18 protein-coding genes are annotated in these 18084 nt (G+C 67.5%); 10 read left to right on the top strand and 8 right to left on the bottom strand.

What is annotated here, in order from left to right; genetic code table 11:
- Positions 1-36 precede the first annotated feature (36 nt).
- Entirely contained in the window at positions 37-414 is a 378-nt protein-coding gene (locus tag ACFOPH_RS24725; protein WP_379732720.1) for an HPF/RaiA family ribosome-associated protein, read from the top strand.
- Between the two features lie 51 nt (positions 415-465).
- Here the strand turns inward: ACFOPH_RS24725 and ACFOPH_RS24720 are convergent, their stop codons facing one another.
- Positions 466-1275, bottom strand: coding sequence for a helical backbone metal receptor (locus ACFOPH_RS24720; RefSeq protein WP_379732718.1), 810 nt, complete (start codon positions 1273-1275; stop codon positions 466-468).
- Positions 1276-1381: 106 nt separating this feature from the next.
- Between ACFOPH_RS24720 and ACFOPH_RS24715 the strand changes: the two genes are divergently transcribed.
- Both ACFOPH_RS24715 and sbcB read left to right on the top strand, forming a co-directional pair.
- Complete coding sequence (locus ACFOPH_RS24715; RefSeq protein WP_312552232.1) at positions 1382-2347, top strand: GGDEF domain-containing protein; 966 nt, start codon at positions 1382-1384, stop codon at positions 2345-2347.
- A 66-nt stretch (positions 2348-2413) separates the two neighbouring features.
- The gene (sbcB, locus tag ACFOPH_RS24710) at positions 2414-3868 is read left to right on the top strand and encodes an exodeoxyribonuclease I (protein ID WP_379732716.1); all 1455 of its coding nucleotides are present in this window, start codon (positions 2414-2416) and stop codon (positions 3866-3868) included.
- A 239-nt stretch (positions 3869-4107) separates the two neighbouring features.
- On the opposite strand, the gene pyrF is transcribed toward sbcB, so the two are convergent.
- On the bottom strand, positions 4108-4929 hold the full coding sequence (gene pyrF, locus ACFOPH_RS24705; protein WP_379737816.1) for an orotidine-5'-phosphate decarboxylase: 822 nt from the start codon (positions 4927-4929) through the stop codon (positions 4108-4110).
- A 148-nt stretch (positions 4930-5077) separates the two neighbouring features.
- On the opposite strand from pyrF, the gene ACFOPH_RS24700 reads away from it, so the two are divergent.
- The 7 genes from ACFOPH_RS24700 (at position 5078) to ACFOPH_RS24670 (ending at position 10240) form a co-directional block, all read left to right on the top strand.
- A complete protein-coding gene (locus tag ACFOPH_RS24700; protein WP_379738000.1) occupies positions 5078-5689 on the top strand; it encodes a LemA family protein in 612 nt (203 codons plus the stop codon).
- A gap of 12 nt (positions 5690-5701) precedes the next feature.
- Complete coding sequence (locus tag ACFOPH_RS24695; protein WP_379737813.1) at positions 5702-6532, top strand: TPM domain-containing protein; 831 nt, start codon at positions 5702-5704, stop codon at positions 6530-6532.
- Positions 6532-7059, top strand: a complete 528-nt coding sequence (locus ACFOPH_RS24690; RefSeq protein ID WP_379737811.1) for a TPM domain-containing protein — start codon at positions 6532-6534, stop codon at positions 7057-7059. The genes ACFOPH_RS24695 and ACFOPH_RS24690 overlap by 1 nt, the downstream gene beginning before the upstream one ends.
- A 49-nt stretch (positions 7060-7108) precedes the next feature.
- Positions 7109-7873: an SDR family NAD(P)-dependent oxidoreductase gene (locus tag ACFOPH_RS24685; protein ID WP_379737809.1), complete on the top strand. Its 765-nt coding sequence runs from the start codon at positions 7109-7111 to the stop codon at positions 7871-7873.
- Between the two features lie 606 nt (positions 7874-8479).
- On the top strand, positions 8480-8791 hold the full coding sequence (locus ACFOPH_RS24680; RefSeq protein ID WP_312554220.1) for a hypothetical protein: 312 nt from the start codon (positions 8480-8482) through the stop codon (positions 8789-8791).
- Between the two features lie 90 nt (positions 8792-8881).
- Positions 8882-9280: a VanZ family protein gene (locus ACFOPH_RS24675; RefSeq protein ID WP_312554218.1), complete on the top strand. Its 399-nt coding sequence runs from the start codon at positions 8882-8884 to the stop codon at positions 9278-9280.
- 162 nt (positions 9281-9442) lie between these two features.
- Positions 9443-10240, top strand: coding sequence for a hypothetical protein (locus ACFOPH_RS24670; protein ID WP_379737806.1), 798 nt, complete (start codon positions 9443-9445; stop codon positions 10238-10240).
- Between the two features lie 204 nt (positions 10241-10444).
- Here ACFOPH_RS24670 and ACFOPH_RS24665 read toward each other — a convergent pair whose 3' ends face one another.
- The 6 genes from ACFOPH_RS24665 to galT all read right to left on the bottom strand — a co-directional run bounded on the left by ACFOPH_RS24665 (position 10445) and on the right by galT (position 17859).
- Complete coding sequence (locus ACFOPH_RS24665) at positions 10445-11500, bottom strand: TraB/GumN family protein (RefSeq protein ID WP_379737804.1); 1056 nt, start codon at positions 11498-11500, stop codon at positions 10445-10447.
- Between the two features lie 34 nt (positions 11501-11534).
- Positions 11535-12692 (bottom strand): glycosyltransferase, encoded by a 1158-nt coding sequence (locus tag ACFOPH_RS24660; protein ID WP_379737802.1) that lies wholly within the window; start codon positions 12690-12692, stop codon positions 11535-11537.
- An 89-nt stretch (positions 12693-12781) separates the two neighbouring features.
- Positions 12782-14587: a glycoside hydrolase family 2 protein gene (locus ACFOPH_RS24655; RefSeq protein WP_379737800.1), complete on the bottom strand. Its 1806-nt coding sequence runs from the start codon at positions 14585-14587 to the stop codon at positions 12782-12784.
- Positions 14574-15674 (bottom strand): galactokinase, encoded by a 1101-nt coding sequence (galK, locus tag ACFOPH_RS24650; protein WP_379737797.1) that lies wholly within the window; start codon positions 15672-15674, stop codon positions 14574-14576. Before galK ends, ACFOPH_RS24655 begins: the two co-directional genes overlap by 14 nt.
- Positions 15674-16765 (bottom strand): M24 family metallopeptidase, encoded by a 1092-nt coding sequence (locus tag ACFOPH_RS24645; RefSeq protein WP_379737794.1) that lies wholly within the window; start codon positions 16763-16765, stop codon positions 15674-15676. Before ACFOPH_RS24645 ends, galK begins: the two co-directional genes overlap by 1 nt.
- Positions 16762-17859 (bottom strand): galactose-1-phosphate uridylyltransferase, encoded by a 1098-nt coding sequence (galT, locus tag ACFOPH_RS24640; RefSeq protein ID WP_379737791.1) that lies wholly within the window; start codon positions 17857-17859, stop codon positions 16762-16764. Before galT ends, ACFOPH_RS24645 begins: the two co-directional genes overlap by 4 nt.
- Positions 17860-18084: the final 225 nt, after the last annotated feature.

Raw genomic sequence — 18084 nt, 5'->3', positions numbered from 1 at the left:
AGATCGGCTCCAGAACAGATGAATACGGAGCCACTTATGCAAATCAACGTCAACACCGACCGCACCATCGAGAACCACCAGGGCCTGGACGAACACGTCGAGACCGTCCTGCGCGCCGCCATCGGCCGCTTCGAGGACTACCTGACCGGCGTCGAAGTTCACCTGACCAATGAAAACCGCGAAAAGCATGCCGACGGCGGCAATGGCTGCACGCTGGAAGCACGCGTGCGCGGCTACCAGCCGGTCGTCGTGCGCGAGCACGCCGACGACCTGCGCCAGTCGATCAAGAACGCCAGCGCCAAGCTGGCGCGCGCCCTCGACAGCACCCTCGGCCGCCTGCAGGACAAGGATCGCCACGGCCATGCCGCCCCGGCGGTCGACGCGCTGGCCGACAAGCACCTGACCGATTCCTGATCGCCCGCGACAGATGAGGTCCGCCCGCCCGGCTTCCGGGCGGGCGCCGCTTTAACCCTTGCCCTCGACCATACCCCTCACCTCGCGCAGGTAGCGCAATCCGGCCAGTGCCCGGCTGCCATACCAGGACATCATCTCCCCATCGACCAGGAACACCGGGATGCCGACCTGCTTCTCGAGCGCATCCGCGTGCGCCTGCGTGAAGCGGTAGGGTTCGGTCGACAGCAGCACCGCGTCCAGCCCGGACACGAGCGCGTCGGACCAGGAGAAACGCGGATAACGCGCCTCGCCCAGGTCCGGCACCTTCCACCCCAGCTCGCCGAGCATGCGCGCAATATAGGTGTCGCGCGAAACGCTCATCCACGGATCCTGCCAGATGCAGTACAACACCGTGCGTTCCGGGCCACGCCCCTGCGCCTGCAGCGCCGCATGTTCCGCCTCGAAGGCCGCGCACCAGGCCTCGGCCTGCGCGGTGGCGCCGAAGATGCCGCCCATCAGGCGTGCCAGCGCCAGGTTGTCGCGCGGCGCCAGCGGATGGGTGACGACGATGTTCGGCACGAATCGGGCCAGTTCCTCGACGGTCGGCTTTTCGTTTTCGTCGATATTCACCACCAGGTGGGTCGGCGCCAGCTTGCGGATCTTCTCGACGTTCACGTCCTTGGTGCCGCCCACCTTCGGGATGGCCTGCACGATCTGCGCAGGGTGGATGCAGAAACCGGTGCGGCCGACGACTTGCCCGGCCAGGCCCAGATCGCACAGCAGTTCGGTGATCGAAGGGACGAGCGAAACGATGCGCGCACCGGGCGCGGGAACATGGGCAACGCCGAGCGCGTCGACGAGATGGGTGTGGGATGGATGCATGGCCGCTATTGGAACACCGATGTTTCCGAAACACCAGTCAGACTAGCCACAATCATGGTTTATCATGCAATGTGTATGTCTTAGCCACCACGCGGAGGAGTTCGTCTTGGAACACATCGGTAACTTTGCACAGTCGGGCTACCAGGTCGAGGACCTGCAATTGTTTCGTGGCGCCGACGTGGCCGCCGCGGCGAGCGCGCTCGCCGATTGCGAGGTGGTGCGGGTGAGCGCGGGCGAACCGATCGAGGACACGGTCCGTGCGCGCCTGTACATCGTGCTCTCGGGCATGCTGGAAGTCGAGACCGACGGCCATGCCGGCGCGTCGGACGGCAGCGTCAACCGCATCCTGGCCGGCGAAAGCGTGGGCGAGCAATCGGTGCTGGACGACGCCGTCAACCTCGATGCCGTGCGCGCGGTCGAGGACAGCCACTTGCTGGTGATCGAATCGGACCTGGCCTGGGAACTGATCGACCACTCGAACGCGGTGGCGCGCAACCTGCTGCGCCTGCTGTCCTTCCGCATCCGCGCCGCCAATGCCCTGCTGCGCCGGCGCCAGAAGCTCGGTGAGTTCTACCGCCAATTGTCGCTGAACGACACCCTCACCGGCCTGTACAACCGCACCTGGCTGGCCGACATGCTGCCGAAGCTGGTGGCGCGGGCGCGCACCCAGGGCAGCCCGCTGGCCCTGCTCATGATCGACCTCGACAACTTCAAGAAGTTCAACGACACCCACGGCCACCTGGTCGGCGATGCCGCCCTGTGTGCGGCGGCGAACGTCATCCGCGATGGCCTGCGCCCGTCGGACTTTGCGGTGCGCTATGGCGGCGAGGAACTGCTGGCGGTGCTGCCCGACACCAGCGGCGAGCTGGCGCGGATGGTGGCCGACCGCCTGTGCCAGCAGATGCGCGAGGTCGTGCTGTTCCCCGACATGCGCGTGCCGATGCCGCACCTGACGGCCTGCTTCGGCGTCGCCATGCTCGACCCGAACGGCGACGAGACCGCCCTGATCGAAGCCGCGGACGCCGCCCTCTACCGCGCCAAGGAAGCCGGACGCAATTGCGTGAGCCTGTGAGCCGGGCGGTTGACGGATCGGGGCGGCGCCCCGACAATCCGTGCGGACCCTGACACACGGACTTCGATGAGCACCCACACCTTCCTCTGGCACGACTACGAAACCTTCGGCGCCCAGCCGCGCCGCGACCGCCCGGCGCAGTTCGCGGCGATCCGCACCGATGCCGAACTGAACGAGATCGGCGAGCCGGTCATGCTCTATTGCCAGCCGGCGCACGATTACCTGCCCGATCCGCAGTCCTGCCTGATTACCGGCATCACGCCGCAGCAATGCCTGGAACGGGGCGTGCCCGAGCACGAATTCGCGCGCCAGGTCGAAGCCTCCTTCAGCGAACCCGGCACCATCGGCGTCGGCTACAACACGATCCGCTTCGACGACGAAGTGACGCGCTTCCTGTTCTGGCGCAACCTGATCGATCCGTATGCGCGCGAGTGGCAGAACAATTGCGGGCGCTGGGACCTGCTGGACGTGGTGCGCATGGCCTATGCGCTGCGTCCCGACGGCATCGCGTGGCCGCGCCATCCGGACGGCCGGCCGAGCTTCCGCCTCGAAGACCTGAGCGCCGCCAACGGCCTGGCGCACGAATCGGCGCACGACGCACTGTCGGACGTGCGCGCCACCATCGCCCTGGCGCGCCTGATCCGCAGCAAGCAACCCAAGCTGTTCGATTTCTGCCTGGAACTGCGGCGCAAGGACCGTGTCGCCGAAGAGATGGGCCTGCACCTCGACCCCTCGCTGCGCCAGCCTTTCCTGCACGTGTCGGGCATGTTCCCGGCCGAACAGGGCTGCCTGGCCCTGGTGTGGCCGCTGGCCCAGCATCCGACCAACAAGAACGAGATCCTGGTCTGGGATTGCCGCCACGATCCGTCCGAACTGTTCGGGCTCGACGTCGAGACGATCCGCCTGCGCATGTTCACGCGCAGCAGCGAGCTGCCCGAAGGCGTCACGCGGCTGCCGATCAAAAGCGTGCACCTGAACAAGTCGCCGATGCTGGTCGGCAACCTGAAGACCCTGAGCGTGACGATGGCCGAGCGCTGGGGCATGGATCTCGCGCAGCAGCGCAGCCACGCCCAGCTGGCCCAGGGCGGTCCGAGCATGGCCGCGACCTGGGCCCAGGTGTTCCAGAAGCCGGCGGCGAGCAGCGACACCGAGGTCGACGTCGACGAGGACCTGTACGGCGGCTTCGTCAGCAATGGCGACCGGCGCAAGCTGGAGTCGCTGCGCGGCGAATCGCCCGAGCGCCTGGCGGGCATGCGCCCCTCCTTCGAGGACGAGCGCCTGGCCGACCTCCTGTTCCGCTACCGCGCCCGCAACTTCCCGCACACCCTGAGCGAGGCGGACATGCAGCGCTGGGAAGAACACCGCGCGGCGCGGCTCTACGATGGCGCCGGCAACGCGCGCACGGTGGACCAGCTGTTCGGCGAGATCGATGCGCTGTCGGAGACGGCGGACGAGCGCGCGCAGGAAATCCTGGGGGCGCTGTATGACTACGTGGAGATGATTGCGCCGGAGCGGTATTGAGCTCAGTGCGTGCGGTGTGCGGGCGGCGTGAGGCTGTTGCCTGTTCGGCTAGTGGTTCGCATGATCCGCGTGGGCACAGGTGCCCACCCTACGGGAGGCGTTCCAGGCGAGTTCATACGAAACCCTGGTAGAGCTCGCCAATAGCGTCTCCCGTAGGGTGGGCTCTCGAGCCCACGCGGATTCAAAAGACCGCTAACGGCCCACGCAACAGCGCCACATGCTTCGAGACGGGAAACCAATCACCCCCGATACCGATTGATCTCGTCCCGCGTTTCCTGCGCCACGCGCCGCGCCGCCGCCGCGAAATCCTCGCCCTCCTGCGGCGCCGCGTACAGGATCGCGCGCGACGAATTGATCATCATCCCGGCCCCGTTCGCGGTCCGGCCCGAACGCACGGTCGCGGCCACGTCCCCGCCCTGGGCGCCGATGCCCGGCACCAGCAATGGCATGTCGCCGACCAGCGCGCGCACCTGGGCCAGCTCTTCCGGGAAGGTCGCGCCCACCACCAGCGCGCATTGGCCGTTGCGGTTCCACTTCTCCGCCACCAGGCGCGCCACGTGCTGGTACAGCGGCTGGCCGCCGACGTCGAGGAACTGCAGGTCCGAGCCGCCCGCGTTCGAGGTGCGGCACAGCACGATCACGCCGCGGTCGGCCCACTCCATGTAGGGCTCGACCGAATCGAAGCCCATGTAGGGATTGACCGTCACCGCGTCCGCGCCGTAGCGGTCGAACGCCTCGCGCGCGTACTGGCGGGCGGTGGCGCCGATGTCGCCGCGCTTGGCGTCGAGGATCAGCGGGATGTGCGGATAGGTCTCGCGCAGGTAGCGGCAGATCTCTTCGAGCTGGTCTTCCGCGCCGAGCGCGGCGAAGTAGGCGATCTGGGGCTTGAAGGCGCATGCCAAATCGGCGGTAGCGTCGATGATCGCCTTGCAGAAGCGGACAATGCCGTCCGGCGTATCCTTCAGGTGCGCGGGAAAGCGCGCCAGGTCGGGGTCCAGCCCCACGCACAGCAGCGAATCGTTGCGGGTCCAGGCTGCGGTTAGCTTATTGATGAAATTCACGTCGGGCCCCTTGTAACAGTGTCATTGCAAACCCAATATTGTACCCGTCGGCCGCACCGCAGCCTCCGCCGGGCACGGCCGTGCGACTGGCAAATATGGTCTTGGGGTATATTTTATTCATTCGACAACTCGTATGGACAAGAACATGATGACGTCTTCCCTCTTCTCGCGCTGGGCCCGCATCCTGGCCGGCGCCCTGCTGGCCGGTTCGCTGCTCTCGGGCTGCGGCTACAACGAATTCCAGACCAAGGACGAGGCCACCAAGGCGGCCTGGGGCGAAGTCGTCAACCAGTACCAGCGCCGCGCCGACCTGATCCCGAACCTGGTGAACACGGTCAAGGGCTATGCCTCGCACGAACGCGAGACCCTGGAAGCGGTCACGCGCGCGCGCGCCGCCGCGACCAGCTTCCAGATCACGCCGGAAGTGCTGAACAATCCGGAAGCCTTCCAGAAATTCCAGCAGGTGCAGGGCGAACTGTCGGGCGCGCTGTCGCGCCTGATGGCCGTGTCCGAGAAATACCCCGACCTGAAGGCCGATACCAGCTTCCGCGACCTGCAGTCGCAGCTGGAAGGCACCGAGAACCGCATCACGGTGGCGCGTCAGCGCTACATCGCCTCGGTCCAGGACTACAACGTCACCGTGCGCAAGTTCCCGACCAACCTGACGGCCATGATGTTCGGCTACGAAGCCAAGCCTTCGTTCACGGTCGAGAACGAAAAAGCGATCTCGACCGCGCCGACGGTCGACTTCGGCAAATAAGGCCGGCACGCGATGACGATCCTGCGCACGCTGTGGTTGTATGTGCTGGCCACTACGCTGGCCTGCATGCTGGCCGGACCGGCCCAGGCGCAGCTGAAGGAAGTGCCGCCCCTGGCCGGCCATGTGACCGACGAAGCCGGCATGCTCGACGCCAGCCAGCACCAGCGCCTGGAGGCGGTACTTGCCGATTACGAGGCGAAAACCGGCAGCCAGATCGCCGTATTGCTGGTGAAGTCGACCGAGCCGGAAGCGATCGAGCAGTTCGGCATTCGCGTGGCGGACGCCTGGAAGCTGGGCCGCAAGGGCGTGGACGACGGCGTGCTGCTGCTGGTCGCGCGCGACAATCCGAGCTCGCTGCGGCGCCTGCGCATCGAGGCCGGACGCGGCGTGCAGGGCGTGCTGACCGACGCCCAGAGCAAGCGCATCCTGCAGGACACGATCGCGCCGCATTTTCGGCAAAACCATTACTACGAGGGCCTGGTCGCAGGCGTGGGCGCCATTGCCACGCTGCTGAACCGGGAGCGATTTCCCGCGCCGGCCCAGCAGGTAGCGCCGGCGGGGAACAACGACGATGGAGGCGGGGTCGGTATGTTCGGTATCCTGATGTTGGTATTCGGCTTCATGCTGGTGCGCTCGATGTTCCGCCCGCGCCGCACGCGCCTGTCGCGCGGCGGCTGGGGCAGCGGCGCCACCGGTTTCATCCTCGGCAATATCATCGGCAACATGGGCCGGGGCGGCGGTGGCGGCTTCGGCGGCTTTTCGGGCGGCGGCGGATTCGGCGGGGGCGGCTTCTCCGGCGGCGGCGGCACCTTCGACGGCGGCGGCGCCTCGGGAGACTGGTAATGACGAAAGCAACGCAAGGATCGTTCGGCGAACGCCTGGGACGCGTGCTGCGCCACTGGCGAAGCACCAAGGCCGCCGCGCAGCGCGCCTTCCCGGATGAAACCCTCACCGCCGTGGCCGAGGCCATCACCGCCGGCGAACGCACCCACCGCGGCGAAGTGCGCTTCATCGTCGAGAAAGCCCTGCCCACCGACGAGATCTGGGACGGCGTGACCAACCGCCAGCGCGCCCTCGCCCTGTTCGCCGACTATGGCGTCTGGGACACCGAGGACAATTGCGGCGTGCTGATCTACGTGAACCTGGCCGACCACAAGGTCGACATCGTGGCCGACCGCGGCATCGACCGCAGGATCGACGCCGCCACCTGGCAAGGCGTGTGCCGCACCATGACCGAGGGCTTCCGGCGCGGCGATTTCCACCAGGCCTCGCTGACCGCGATCGAGCAGGTCAATTCGCTGCTGCGCGAACACTTCCCGGCCAACGGCGAGCGCTCCAACGAACTGCCCGACAATCCGATCATGATCTGAGGGGACGGGCAGTACAATCATGGCTTTCTGAATCCGTGAAAGACCAGCCATGAAACTTGCCAACAAGACCGCCCTCGTGACCGGCGCCAGCCAGGGCATCGGCCTGGCCTGTGCCCAGCGCCTGGTGCGCGAAGGCGCGCGCGTGATGCTGGCCGACGTGCGTCCGGAAGGCGCGGCTGCGGCCGCGGCCCTGGGCGACGCCGCCCGCTTCTTTTGTGCCGACGTCAGCCAGAAGTCCGATGTCGACGCCCTGTTCGCCGCCACCATCGAGGCCTTCGGCCACATCGACATCCTGGTCAACAATGCCGGCGTGACCCATGCCGCCGACTTCCTCGACCTGCTTGAAGAAGACTTCGACCGCGTGCTGCGCATTAACCTGAAATCGATGTTCCTGTGCAGCCAGGCGGCGGCGCGCGACATGGTCAAGCGCAACAGCGGCTGCATTATCAACATGTCGAGCGTGAACGCGGAACTGGTGATCCCGAACCAGGTGCCCTACGTGGTATCGAAGGGCGGCGTCAACCAGCTCACCCGCGTGGCCGCGATCAGTTTGGCGCAGCACGGCATCCGCGTGAACGCGATCGGCCCCGGCACCATCCTCACCGAGCTGGCCAAGCAGGCCGTGCTGGGCAGTCCGGAAGCGCGTCACACCATCCTCTCGCGCACCCCGCTGGGCCGTTGCGGCGAGCCCGAGGAAGTGGCCGCGATCGCCGCTTTCCTGGCCAGCGACGATGCGTCCTACATCACCGGCCAGACCCTGTGCGCCGACGGCGGACGCATGCCGCTGAACTATACGGTGCCGGTACGCGACTGATCCTTTTATGGAAACAAGCAGTGCAACCCAACAATATTCACACTGCGCATGTCAGGTATCTGTATTTGCAATTAGACATATATATCGCAACGCAGCATAATGCACCTGTCTCCACTATTCTCCTCCAAGAAAATAGTTTTAAGCCCGCGCAAACAGCGGGCTTTTTTTTTGCCCATATCGTTCGTCTTCCTCAAACAACTGGTTCCCGTAGCACGGACAACCCAGCATACGTGCTCGACCATTCCTCTAGCGGACCGTTCAGTTCATCGCGTCGTTGCTTGCGCTGTGTCATGCCTGCGTCACAAACCCTGCCTATACTGAATTCATCTGCAGTACACGCAACCGATATGCGTGATTGCAGACCGGTGTGGGGCGCCCCGCGCGTCGCACACCCACCGAACATCGTCTCTTGGCCCGATCTTGGGTTTGCCCGCCACTTCTCTCCTGGCGGGCATTTTTTTGTGGGCTTCCGAGGCGAAGTCCCGACCGAGACCTTGCACACCGTGGGCATTTGACTATGATGAAGTTCGCACGTGTCGTCGGTGCGCTTCGCGCGTATCGGCAACGCACGCTGCCATGCCAACCAGACAGAAGGGAGCCGGACCGATGAGTTTTCAACATCCTGACAAGCATACCCCTCAGCCTTCCTCCAGCCGCCGTTGCCATGACGGCGCCGACAACCTGATTCTCCGCGAGCTGAACCCGTTGGTCGTGATCGACCACCTGGACGGCGAGCAGGTTCCCCTGACCCTCCTGACCTTCGGCAGCGTGCGCGAAATCTGTCCCAAGTGCCAACGCTGCAACCTGAAACTCGTGTTGCGCCAGACCTCGGTACGCTTGGCCCACCTGTTCTGCGCCGAGTGCGAAAGCTGCTTCGACGCCCAGTACGCCAACGGCGAGCCCGCGCTGAGCATCTGAGCTTCGCTCCCCTCGTTACCGTCCAGCGGCGATCGTGCGGATGCGCGGTCGCGGGCATGGTATGGTTGACATTTTGCCAGCTTGTCGACCATGCCTCCCGTCCTGTACTTCCTCCTTCTCGACCCGCGCCTGCGCAAGTTGCGCTATGGCTGTGCGATCGCGATGTTCGCCGCCATCGTGGTCGCCGGCTCGATTCCCGGCGCCCGCGCCGATGTCGGCCAGTATGCGTCGGGACTGGTCCTGCACTCGGCCGCCTATGCGACCCTGGCCCTGCTGTGGTTCACGGCCGGACGCGGCAGCGCCGCCGCACGCAGCCGCTCGAGCGTGGCCGCGATCGCCGTAATGGGCGCCATCGACGAGCTGGTCCAGAGCTTCTTCCCCTACCGCGGTGCCGACGTGCACGACTGGCTGGTCGACTGCAGCGCCGCCGTCGTCGCCTGCGCGATCCTGTGGATGGTCCTGCCCAGGGCCGAGCTGGAACGCGGCTGAGCCGCCGGAAACACTTGAGTTTCGCCCCTTCTCGTATGGCTTGATTTGGCTCAGTGCCAACTCGGGTCAGCTGGAACGTCGTGCCCGTTTGCGCCTCTTACCCGAGTGGCAGACGACATCGTCACGCATACCCACTGACAAAATCCAACGAAGGAGTCGATCATGAAGCAAAAACAACAGAGCGTGGTCCTGGCGGGCTTCCTGGCCATAGCGCTTGGCCTGGCCGGCTGTTCCAGCATGGGCATGGGCGGCGGTGGCGAAGGCGCCAGCGGCAGCTCGACCAGCGGAGCGACGGGCAGCAGCGGCACCGGCGGCATGTCGGGCACCGGCGAAGGCACCGGCACGAGCGGCTCGGGAGGCCGGGGCGGCGGCTCCTCGGGGTCCTCGGGGTCCTCGGGGTCCTCGGGTTCCTCGGGTTCCTCGGGCTCTTCAGGCACGTCGGGTTCCTCGGGTACGTCCGGAACCTCTGGCACCTCGGGCAGCGGCTACGACCAGTCCGGCTCCTCGGGCAGCTCCGGCACCAGCGGCACCAGCGGCACCTCAGGCAGTTCCGGCACCTCGAGCAGCGGCTACGACCAGTCCAGCACCTCCGGCAGCTCGGGCACCGGCGCCACGGGCAGCATGGGCGAAGCCGGCGCAGCTGGCGCCACCAGCGATTCCGCCACCGGCAGCGCCCAGGGCAGCACCAGCGCCGGCAGCGCCACCGCGGCGAGCGCGAGCCCGAACGCCACCGTGGTCTCGATCGAAACCGTGCCGCGGCCGGCCAGCGGCATCAGCGGCGCCGGCGCCGTGGGCGCCGCGGCGGTCGGCGGCAGCGCCAGCGGCTCGATGAGCTCGGACCGCGTCTACCGCGTTACCCTGCGCATGGACGACGGCAGCACCGAGATCGTCACCCAGGAGACCACTCCCGCCTTTCGCAGCGGCGACCGCGTGACCATCAGCGGCGGCGCCATCCAGTAGTGAGGGGGCATGGCGCAGGCCACAGCCCGGGCCAAGGTTCGGGCCAGGTCCAAGCCATGCGCGTCGGGTAAGCGTTTCCGTGTGACGCAGGAAGGGCCTCGCGGACGGCGATGCGGGCACGTGGAAAGCACGGGGGGAGCCGACCCGCAGGTGGGCAAGGGTCCGCACACTCAACGCGGCGGCACGCAGCCCTCCGCGGTCCGCTCAATACACCCTTTCGACCAGGTAACCGCGTTGCGCGAGCAAGGCCGGCAGCCCGTTGTCGCCCAGCAGGTGCAACAAGCCGACGCCCACGAAGATCACGCCACCGCTGTGGGTCATCAAGTCGTCGATGTGGGTGGCCATGTCCGCGTTGCGCCGGCCCAGGAGCTTGCGCCGTGTGAAGTCGGCAATCGTCGTGCCGCCTGCCGTTGCCTCCGCGAGCAGCGCGTCGAGCGCGGCGGGCTCGCCCGTGCGCCAGGCTTCGATGATCCGCCCCGCCTTGCGCAGCACGCTGCCATCGGCCAGTCCGTCGAGCGTCTCGCGCAGGTAACGCTCGGATTCGATGTCGTTCATGCTGTCGAACAATGCCAGCTGGGTATCGGCGCTCTCGAGCTGGACGACCTTGATGCCGCGCCGGCGCGCCTGCGTCAGCAGCTTTTCCTCGACGCCTTCGCTGCGGCGAAAGCCTTCGCGCTCGAGCCGCATGCTCAGCAGCAGGTTGGCGATCAGCCAGGGTTTCAGGTGGGCCATGCTGGCCACGCTGACGCCTTCCGCGTGCAGGGCGTCGCTCAAGCGCGCCAGGGTGTCCGGCGCCAGGCGCTTGCGGATGTTGCCGCCGTCGGGATAGCGGCCATGCCTGGCGACCGCCTGCGTAAAGGACTCGTTCGCGCCCGTGTCGAGCTCGACCACCAGGTGATCGGCGCCGGCCAGCACGCGCTGCGCTTCCGGCGCCAGCGGATAGAACGACGATTGACCGACGTGGACGGTGCCGAACAGATAGGCCACCCGGCCATGGCCGCTGATCCGATAGAAGCCGCCCTGGTGGCGGGCCCGCACCGGCGCCGGCCCGTCGGCATGCTGCGCAGTGTCGGCATGCGCGGGGGCGGCATGCTCGCTCGACGCGAGAGGTGATTCGAGCGGCGACTCAAGCGGCGACTCGGGCATCGCTGCAAGCGTGCCGGCCTGTGGCGCCTGGAGCGGCGCCATGGCCAGCAGCGCAGCGAGCAAGCGCGCCGGCAGGGCCGCCGGGCGCCGCCACCATGCTCGCCACGCCTCCATGATGCATCCCCCGGCAAGCCCGTCCGCAAGGTCCTCAGGCGGCGCCGGCCTGGCGCACCTGCGCGCTGGCGGCTTCCTCGTCGGCCTGCGCGGCCTGGGCATAGGCGGCGTCGAGCAGGGCCGCCATCGCCTGGGCCGTGCGCTCCCACGAGGTGCGCGCCACCTGCTCGCGCATTGCCGCCGCCTTGGCCTCGCGGTCGGACGGTGCGAGCGCGAGCGCGGCGGCGCAGGCCGCCCCGAATGCATCGGCGCCGTCGGCGATCGCCACCATCCCGCCGTAGGGTCCCACCACGTCCGCGATCGGGGTGCTGACGATGGGCAGCTCGGCCGCCATGTACTCGAGCACCTTGGTCGGGCTGATGAAGCGGGTCGCCTCGTTGATCGCGAACGGCATCAGGCACACGTCCCAGCCTGCGAGGAAGGCCGGCAGGTCGGCGTAGTCGCGCTGGCCGAGGTAATGGATGTTCGGCCGGCGCGGCAGGTCGTCCTCGTTGATCTTCACCACCGGTCCGACCAGCACCAGCTGCCAGTCGGGATGGGCGTCGGCCAGCGCGCCCACCAGCTCGAGGTCGACGCGCTCGTCGATGACCCCGTAGAAGCCGAGCCGCGGATGGGGGATGGCCTCCTGCGCCGGATGACTGGCCATGGCGCCTTGCGCCTGGCGGAAGTGCTCGACATCGACGCTGCTCGGGAAGCAGTGCACGCTCGGATGGCGGTGGCGCTTGGCCTCGTACAGGCTGGGGCCGCCGGCGAACACCAGGTCGGCCAGGTTGAGCAGCGCCGACTCGCGCTGCAGCAGCTGGCGCGGCGCCTTCTTGAACGAAGCCAGCTCGTCCATGCAGTCGTAGACCACCAGGCGCGGATCGAGCTCCTTGAGCAGCGGCAGCGCCATCGGCGTATAGAACCAGACGATCGGGCGTACGGAAGCCGGCAGCAGGTCGGCCAGCAGCGGCGCGACCAGGGCGATCTGATCGTCATGGAAGCCAGGCACGTCGAGCGGGGTGCGCGGGCGGCACACGGTGATGTTCGGCAGCGGACTGCCGCGTTCGAGCCGGGCCGGCCCTTGCGGGTCGTGCATCGGTTCCTCGACGATCACGATGCGGTAATGGCGCGCAAGCCGCGTGAGCAGGTGCTGCGGGCGCTGAAACACGAAATCCCAGCGCAGGTGGCTGAAGACGACGATCGTATGCATGATCTCTCCTTTCGCCCTCTCGGGCGGGCGGTCGGTTGATGGGATCCTCCTGTATTGCGCCCGACCGCCCGCGCGCACGAAGGCGCGCCTCAGGCTGGATCAGGTCCCTTTTTCTCCTCTTCATTGTTCATCTGCAGCGCCGCGTTGCGCGTGGCTGCCGAGATCACCTCGAATGGCAGCTTCGGCGTGCGGTCGGCGTTGAGCAGGCCGTTCGCTTCCTGGAAGGTATCGGCGAACTGGGTGTAGCAGAAGCCGGCAAACATGAAGGTCTCGTTGACCACCTTCAGCAGCGAGCGATACAGCGTGTGGAAGCCCTCGGCCGTGGTCGAGCGCGAATAGCCCCAGGTGCCCTCTTCCGGCTCGCCGCGGGTGTCGAAGGCGATGCCGCCGAACTCGGTCAGCACGATCGGCTGGCCGCGGTGCGGGAAGCCGTCGAGGGTCAGGATGCGTCCGCCGGGACGGCGCTGGTCGAACAGGGTGCGCACCGGGTCCGTGACTTCGTAGCGCGCCCTCACCTTTTCCGGATCGCAGTCGTAGTCGTGGATGCCGAGGATGTCGGTGGCGGACGCCTCCCAGCCGTCGTTGCCGATCACCGGCCGCGTCGCATCCAGCGTGCGCGTCAGGTGGTAGAGCGCCTCGACCGCGTTGCGATGCGCCTGCGTCAGCGTCAGGTTCGGCACGCCCCAAGACTCGTTGAAGGCGACCCAGACGATGATGCAGGGGTGGCTGTAGTCGCGCTCGATGGCCTCGGTCCATTCGCGCACCATGCGCGTGATCGCGCGCGGGCTGAAGCGGTAGGCCGACGGCATCTCTTCCCACACCAGCAGGCCCAGCTTGTCGGCCCAGTACAGGTAGCGCGGATCCTCGATCTTCTGGTGCTTGCGCACGCCGTTGAAGCCCATCAGCTTGGCCAGCTCGACGTCGCGCTTGAGGTGCTCGTCGGAAGGCGCGGTCAGGAAGGACTCGGGCCAGTAGCCCTGGTCGAGCACCAGGCGCAGCTGGTAGGGCCTGCCATTCAACATCAGGCGGTCGCGGTTGATCGCGAAGGCGCGCAGCGCCGTATAGGAACGGATGCGGTCGACCACGCGGTCGCCGCAGCGCAGCGTCACCTCGGCGTCGAGCAGGGTCGGACGCTCCGGGCTCCACAGCAGCTCGTTGCGCGAATCGTCGATGCCGGGGTCGGACAGCGCGATCTTGCGGTTCGCCTCGCCGCCGAGCAGCTTGTAGTGGTCGTCGGCCAGCAGGTGTTCGCCGTGCCAGATCCTGACCTCGACGAACATGTCGTCGCGGATCTCGCCGCCGGCGAAGACCTCGCAGCCGATCTCGAAGGTCTCGAAGATCGGGGTCCACTTCAGCTTGCTGATGAAGGTCTTGTCGAGCTGCTCGACCCAGACCGTCTGCCAGATGCCGGTGGTGCGCGGATACCAGATCGAGTGCGGCTCGAGCAGCCAGTCCTGCTTGCCGCGCGGCTTGGCCAGGTCGGCCGGATCGTCCTCGACGTAGACCGTGACCACCTGCTTGCCGTCGGCATTCAGTGCCGCGGTGATGTCGCAGGAAAACGGGGTGTGCCCGCCCTCGTGCTCGGCCACGCGCTGGCCGTTGACCCAGACGCGCGCGCTATAGTCGACCGCGCCGAAGTGCAGGATGGTGCGGCCCTCGGTCGGGGTCACGGTGAATTCGCGCTCGTACCAGCAGACGCGGTGAAAGCCCGTGTCGCCGATGCCGGACATCGCGGTCTCGGGTGCGAACGGGACCTCGATCTCATGGGTCCATGCGGTGACGTCGCCCGGCAGCTTGAAACGCATCTCGTCGTCGAAACAGAAGCGCCACTTGCCGTTCAGGCTCATCCAGTTGTCGCGCACCAGTTGGGGACGTGGATATTCAAACTGACTCATTGTTTTCCTTTCTTTCAGCCGGAACCGGGATCAGGATGCGGCCCTGGCGGCCGTCCTTCTTGTTGTATTGCGCCAGCGCGGCCTCGGCCGCCCGTGCGGCGGAACCGGCGCGGCACAGCGCCACGCAGGCACCGCCGAAGCCGGCGCCGGTCAGGCGCGCGCCGTACACGCCGTCCTGGGCACGCAGCAGCTCGCACAGTTCGTCGAGTTCCGGAATCGAGACTTCGTAGTCGTCGCGCAGGCTGGTGTGGGAAGCGTTCATCAACTGGCCGAAGCGCTCGGCCGATACGCCCTCGAGCGCCTCGAGCACGCGCAGGTCTTCGGTGACCACGTGGCGCGCGCGGCGGCGCAGCGGTTCGGGCAGGCCCTCGACGCGTTGTGGGTCGGTGACGTCGCGCAGCGCCTGCACGCCGAGCTTGCGCGAGGCTTCCTCGCATTCGGCGCGGCGCTCGTTGTACTTGCTGCCGGCGAGCTTGCGCGCGACGCCCGAGTCGACCACGATGATCTCGGCGTCCGCCGGCAGCGGCGCGAGCCGGTGTTCGAGCGAGCGCGCGTCGATGAACAGCATGTGCCCCTCGTCGGCCAGGCTCGACGCCATCTGGTCCATGATGCCGCAGTTGACGCGCGCGTATTCGATCTCGGCGCGCTGGGCGATGCGCGCCAGCTTGACGTCGTCGAGCTCGAAGGCGAGCAGCTGGCGCAGCGCGCGCAGCGTCGCCACCTCGAGCGCGGCGCTCGAGGACAGGCCCGAGCCGACCGGCACGTCGGTGGACACCCAGACGCGCAGCGGCGGCACCTGCACGCCCTCGGCCTCGACCAGGCGGATACAGCCTTCGATGTAGCTGCCGAAGCCCTGCGGGGCACTGCTGTCGGGCGCGAAGGTGACGTGCGCGTCGAGGGTGCTGGAGTAGAAATGGAAATGGCCGTCGCCGCTGCGCGCCAGCGCCACCGTGGTGCGCTGCGGCGTGGCCACCGGCAGCATGAAGCCGTCGTTGTAGTCGGTGTGCTCGCCCAGCAGGTTCACGCGTCCGGGCGCCGAGGCGTTCGCCTCGGGCGCCCCGCCGAAGAAGGAGTCGGTCGTCAGCATCAGGTCATCTCCAGCCAGAGTGGCCGCTGGCGGCCGTGCACGTTCACGGCAGGCCATTGCGGGTCACAGGTCAGGTTCTCCAGTCCCTGCGGGCCGAGGAGGAAGGTATCTTCGATCTTCAGGCCGGCGAAACTGGGGTTGAATGCGAAGGCCATGCCGGTCTCCAGCCCGGTCGCCGTGCTGGCCGTGGCCACCATCTCGCGCGCCAGGTAGCCGGTGATGCCGCCCTGGTGGTGCTGGTTCAGGGCCTCGGCGCGGTCGGCGTGCTTGTAGGCGGCATCGAAGGCGTGGTACACGGCCGAGAGCGACTTGCCGGGTGCGACGGCGGCGAGGCCGGTCGCCTCGACCTCCATCAACGCGCCTTGCTCCTGCGGCGCCGGGCCGAAGCTGACGAAACGGGTGAGATTCGCGTACAGGCCGTGGCGGCGCGCGCAGAACACCAGCATCGCGCGCGAACCGATCGGATCGAACGAAGGCGTCGGATGGCGGTACAGCGGCAGGCGGCGCTCGCCCGCGGCCAGCACCAGGGCCGGCTGGATACCGCGCCGCCACAGGGCCTGGGCGCCGGCGCCGGCCAGCTGGTATTCGGTCCACTCGGGGCGGGCCGCACGCAGCACCTCGCTCATCGCCTCGGCCGCCTCGCGCCCCAGTTCGCGGTAGCGCGCCTGCTCGGCGTCGCCCAGCACCAGGCGGCGCAGGCGCAGCGCGTTCGGCAGCGGCTGCTCGCCATTGTGCGGACGGTCCGACAGCACCACCCGCTCGCCGGCCAGCCCGAGCACGTAGCGCTCGCGCAGCTCGGTTTGCGCCCAGGGCGAGGCGTGGAAGCTGAACCCGGCCGGCACTTCCTCTTCGCGCAGGCGCTCGGCCTCGATCTCGTCGGTCAGGATGCAGGCTTCCTCCTGGGTCACCAGTACCTCGGCCACGCCGACCTCGGCCGTCTGCAGCACGGCGCTCGAGCCGCCGCCGGTGACCCAGGCGAACCAGTCGATCCCGCGCAGCCGGATCGCGGCCGCGCCGGATTTCGCCAGGCAGTCGCGCAGCAGCGCCAGCTTGGCCTTCACTTCGACGGCGCGCAGTTCCGGTGCGCTCATGCGTCCTCCTCCAGCGACACCTGCACCGCCTGCAGCTCGGCCGCCGTGTTCTCGGGCAGCACGTCCATGGCGAACATGCCCGCGCCCAGCTCGGTGCCGGCCAGGTACTTGAGGCGTTCGCGCGAGCGGTAAGGCGGATAGAACTGGGCATGCAGCTGGGTTTCGGGATGCCCGGCGCCGTCGGTCGGCGCCTGGTACCAGGCCATCAGGTAAGGGAAAGGCCGGTCCCACATCTTCTCGTACTTGAGCAGCACGGTCTTCAGGGCGCGCGCCAGCGCCGGGCGCTGCTCGTCGCTGAGCGCGGCAAAATCCTTGCACGGCGCGGTCGGCATGACCCAGACCTCGTAGGGATAGCGGGCGCAGGCCGGCACGAAGGCGATCGCATGCTCGTCCTCGTACAGCACGCGGCGGCCGTCAGCCGATTCGCCGCGCGCCATGTCGCACAGCAGGCTGGTCCCGTGCTGCAGGTAATACTCGCGCTCCTGGGCCAGCATGCGCTCGGGCACCTGGGGCACGAAGGGATAGGCGTAGATCTGGCCGTGCGGATGGTGCAGCGTCACGCCGACCTCGCTGCCGCGGTTCTCGAAAGGCAGCACGTACTGGATGTGATGGGTGCCGCCGATGCGCGTGGTGCGGTCGGCCCAGACCTTGAACAGCAGCTCGATGCGCGACAGCGGCAGGTGCACCAGGGCCACATTCGGGTCCTGGGTGAACACCACCACTTCGCAGTGGCCGTTGGCCGGCGCGGTCGGCACCGTGCCCAGGGCCGGCGGGTCGTGCGACTCCAGCGCCAGCGAGGGGAAGCGGTTGTCGAACACCGCGACCTCGTAGTCGCCCTGCGGCAGCTCGGTCGGATTCGCCGGGTCGGTCGTGACCGCCAGCGGGTTGTACTGCGGTGGCGGCTGGAAGGTGCGGTTCTGGCGGAACCCGGCATAGGTGACCCACTCGCCGCGCAGCGGATGCCAGCGCAGGTGCGGGTTCGCGTTCATCGGGTCGGGGAAGGGACTGGGCGCGATGAGCCCGTCCGGTATCGGCTGGTTGCTGTAGAGGGTGAGATGTCGTCCGTCCGGCTTGATCAGTTCTTTGCTATGCATGGCATCTTGAATGTCGGGCAGTACAGAAACGATCGCGGGCAAAACACGCTTCGCGAACGCGGCTAGGAGAGGATCCTAACATGGCGTTTTCACCACATTTTCCGCGAAGAACAGGCCTATTTTCCGATGGTTAATGACTCATCGGAAGCGGTCTGTAGGCAACAAGCTGCATGTGGCGGCGTCTCCTATGGAGAGCGGGGGGAACCGATGGGATGGCGAGGAAAT

This window comes from Massilia haematophila, assembly GCF_042647645.1.
GTDB classification, from domain to species: Bacteria; Pseudomonadota; Gammaproteobacteria; order Burkholderiales; family Burkholderiaceae_D; genus Telluria; species Telluria haematophila.
The sequence above is the reverse complement of the archived record's forward strand: the minus strand, read 5'-3'. Positions and strand labels throughout refer to the sequence as shown.

Coding starts and splice junctions, on each gene's coding strand:
- ACFOPH_RS24725 (WP_379732720.1), top strand. CDS start 37: ATGCAAATCAACGTCAACACCGACCGCACCATCGAGAACCACCAGGGC.
- ACFOPH_RS24720 (WP_379732718.1), bottom strand. CDS start 1,275: ATGCATCCATCCCACACCCATCTCGTCGACGCGCTCGGCGTTGCCCAT.
- sbcB (WP_379732716.1), top strand. CDS start 2,414: ATGAGCACCCACACCTTCCTCTGGCACGACTACGAAACCTTCGGCGCC.
- ACFOPH_RS24700 (WP_379738000.1), top strand. CDS start 5,078: ATGACGTCTTCCCTCTTCTCGCGCTGGGCCCGCATCCTGGCCGGCGCC.
- ACFOPH_RS24695 (WP_379737813.1), top strand. CDS start 5,702: ATGACGATCCTGCGCACGCTGTGGTTGTATGTGCTGGCCACTACGCTG.
- ACFOPH_RS24690 (WP_379737811.1), top strand. CDS start 6,532: ATGACGAAAGCAACGCAAGGATCGTTCGGCGAACGCCTGGGACGCGTG.
- ACFOPH_RS24685 (WP_379737809.1), top strand. CDS start 7,109: ATGAAACTTGCCAACAAGACCGCCCTCGTGACCGGCGCCAGCCAGGGC.
- ACFOPH_RS24680 (WP_312554220.1), top strand. CDS start 8,480: ATGAGTTTTCAACATCCTGACAAGCATACCCCTCAGCCTTCCTCCAGC.
- ACFOPH_RS24675 (WP_312554218.1), top strand. CDS start 8,882: ATGCCTCCCGTCCTGTACTTCCTCCTTCTCGACCCGCGCCTGCGCAAG.
- ACFOPH_RS24670 (WP_379737806.1), top strand. CDS start 9,443: ATGAAGCAAAAACAACAGAGCGTGGTCCTGGCGGGCTTCCTGGCCATA.
- ACFOPH_RS24665 (WP_379737804.1), bottom strand. CDS start 11,500: ATGGAGGCGTGGCGAGCATGGTGGCGGCGCCCGGCGGCCCTGCCGGCG.
- ACFOPH_RS24660 (WP_379737802.1), bottom strand. CDS start 12,692: ATGCATACGATCGTCGTCTTCAGCCACCTGCGCTGGGATTTCGTGTTT.
- ACFOPH_RS24655 (WP_379737800.1), bottom strand. CDS start 14,587: ATGAGTCAGTTTGAATATCCACGTCCCCAACTGGTGCGCGACAACTGG.
- galK (WP_379737797.1), bottom strand. CDS start 15,674: ATGCTGACGACCGACTCCTTCTTCGGCGGGGCGCCCGAGGCGAACGCC.
- ACFOPH_RS24645 (WP_379737794.1), bottom strand. CDS start 16,765: ATGAGCGCACCGGAACTGCGCGCCGTCGAAGTGAAGGCCAAGCTGGCG.
- galT (WP_379737791.1), bottom strand. CDS start 17,859: ATGCATAGCAAAGAACTGATCAAGCCGGACGGACGACATCTCACCCTC.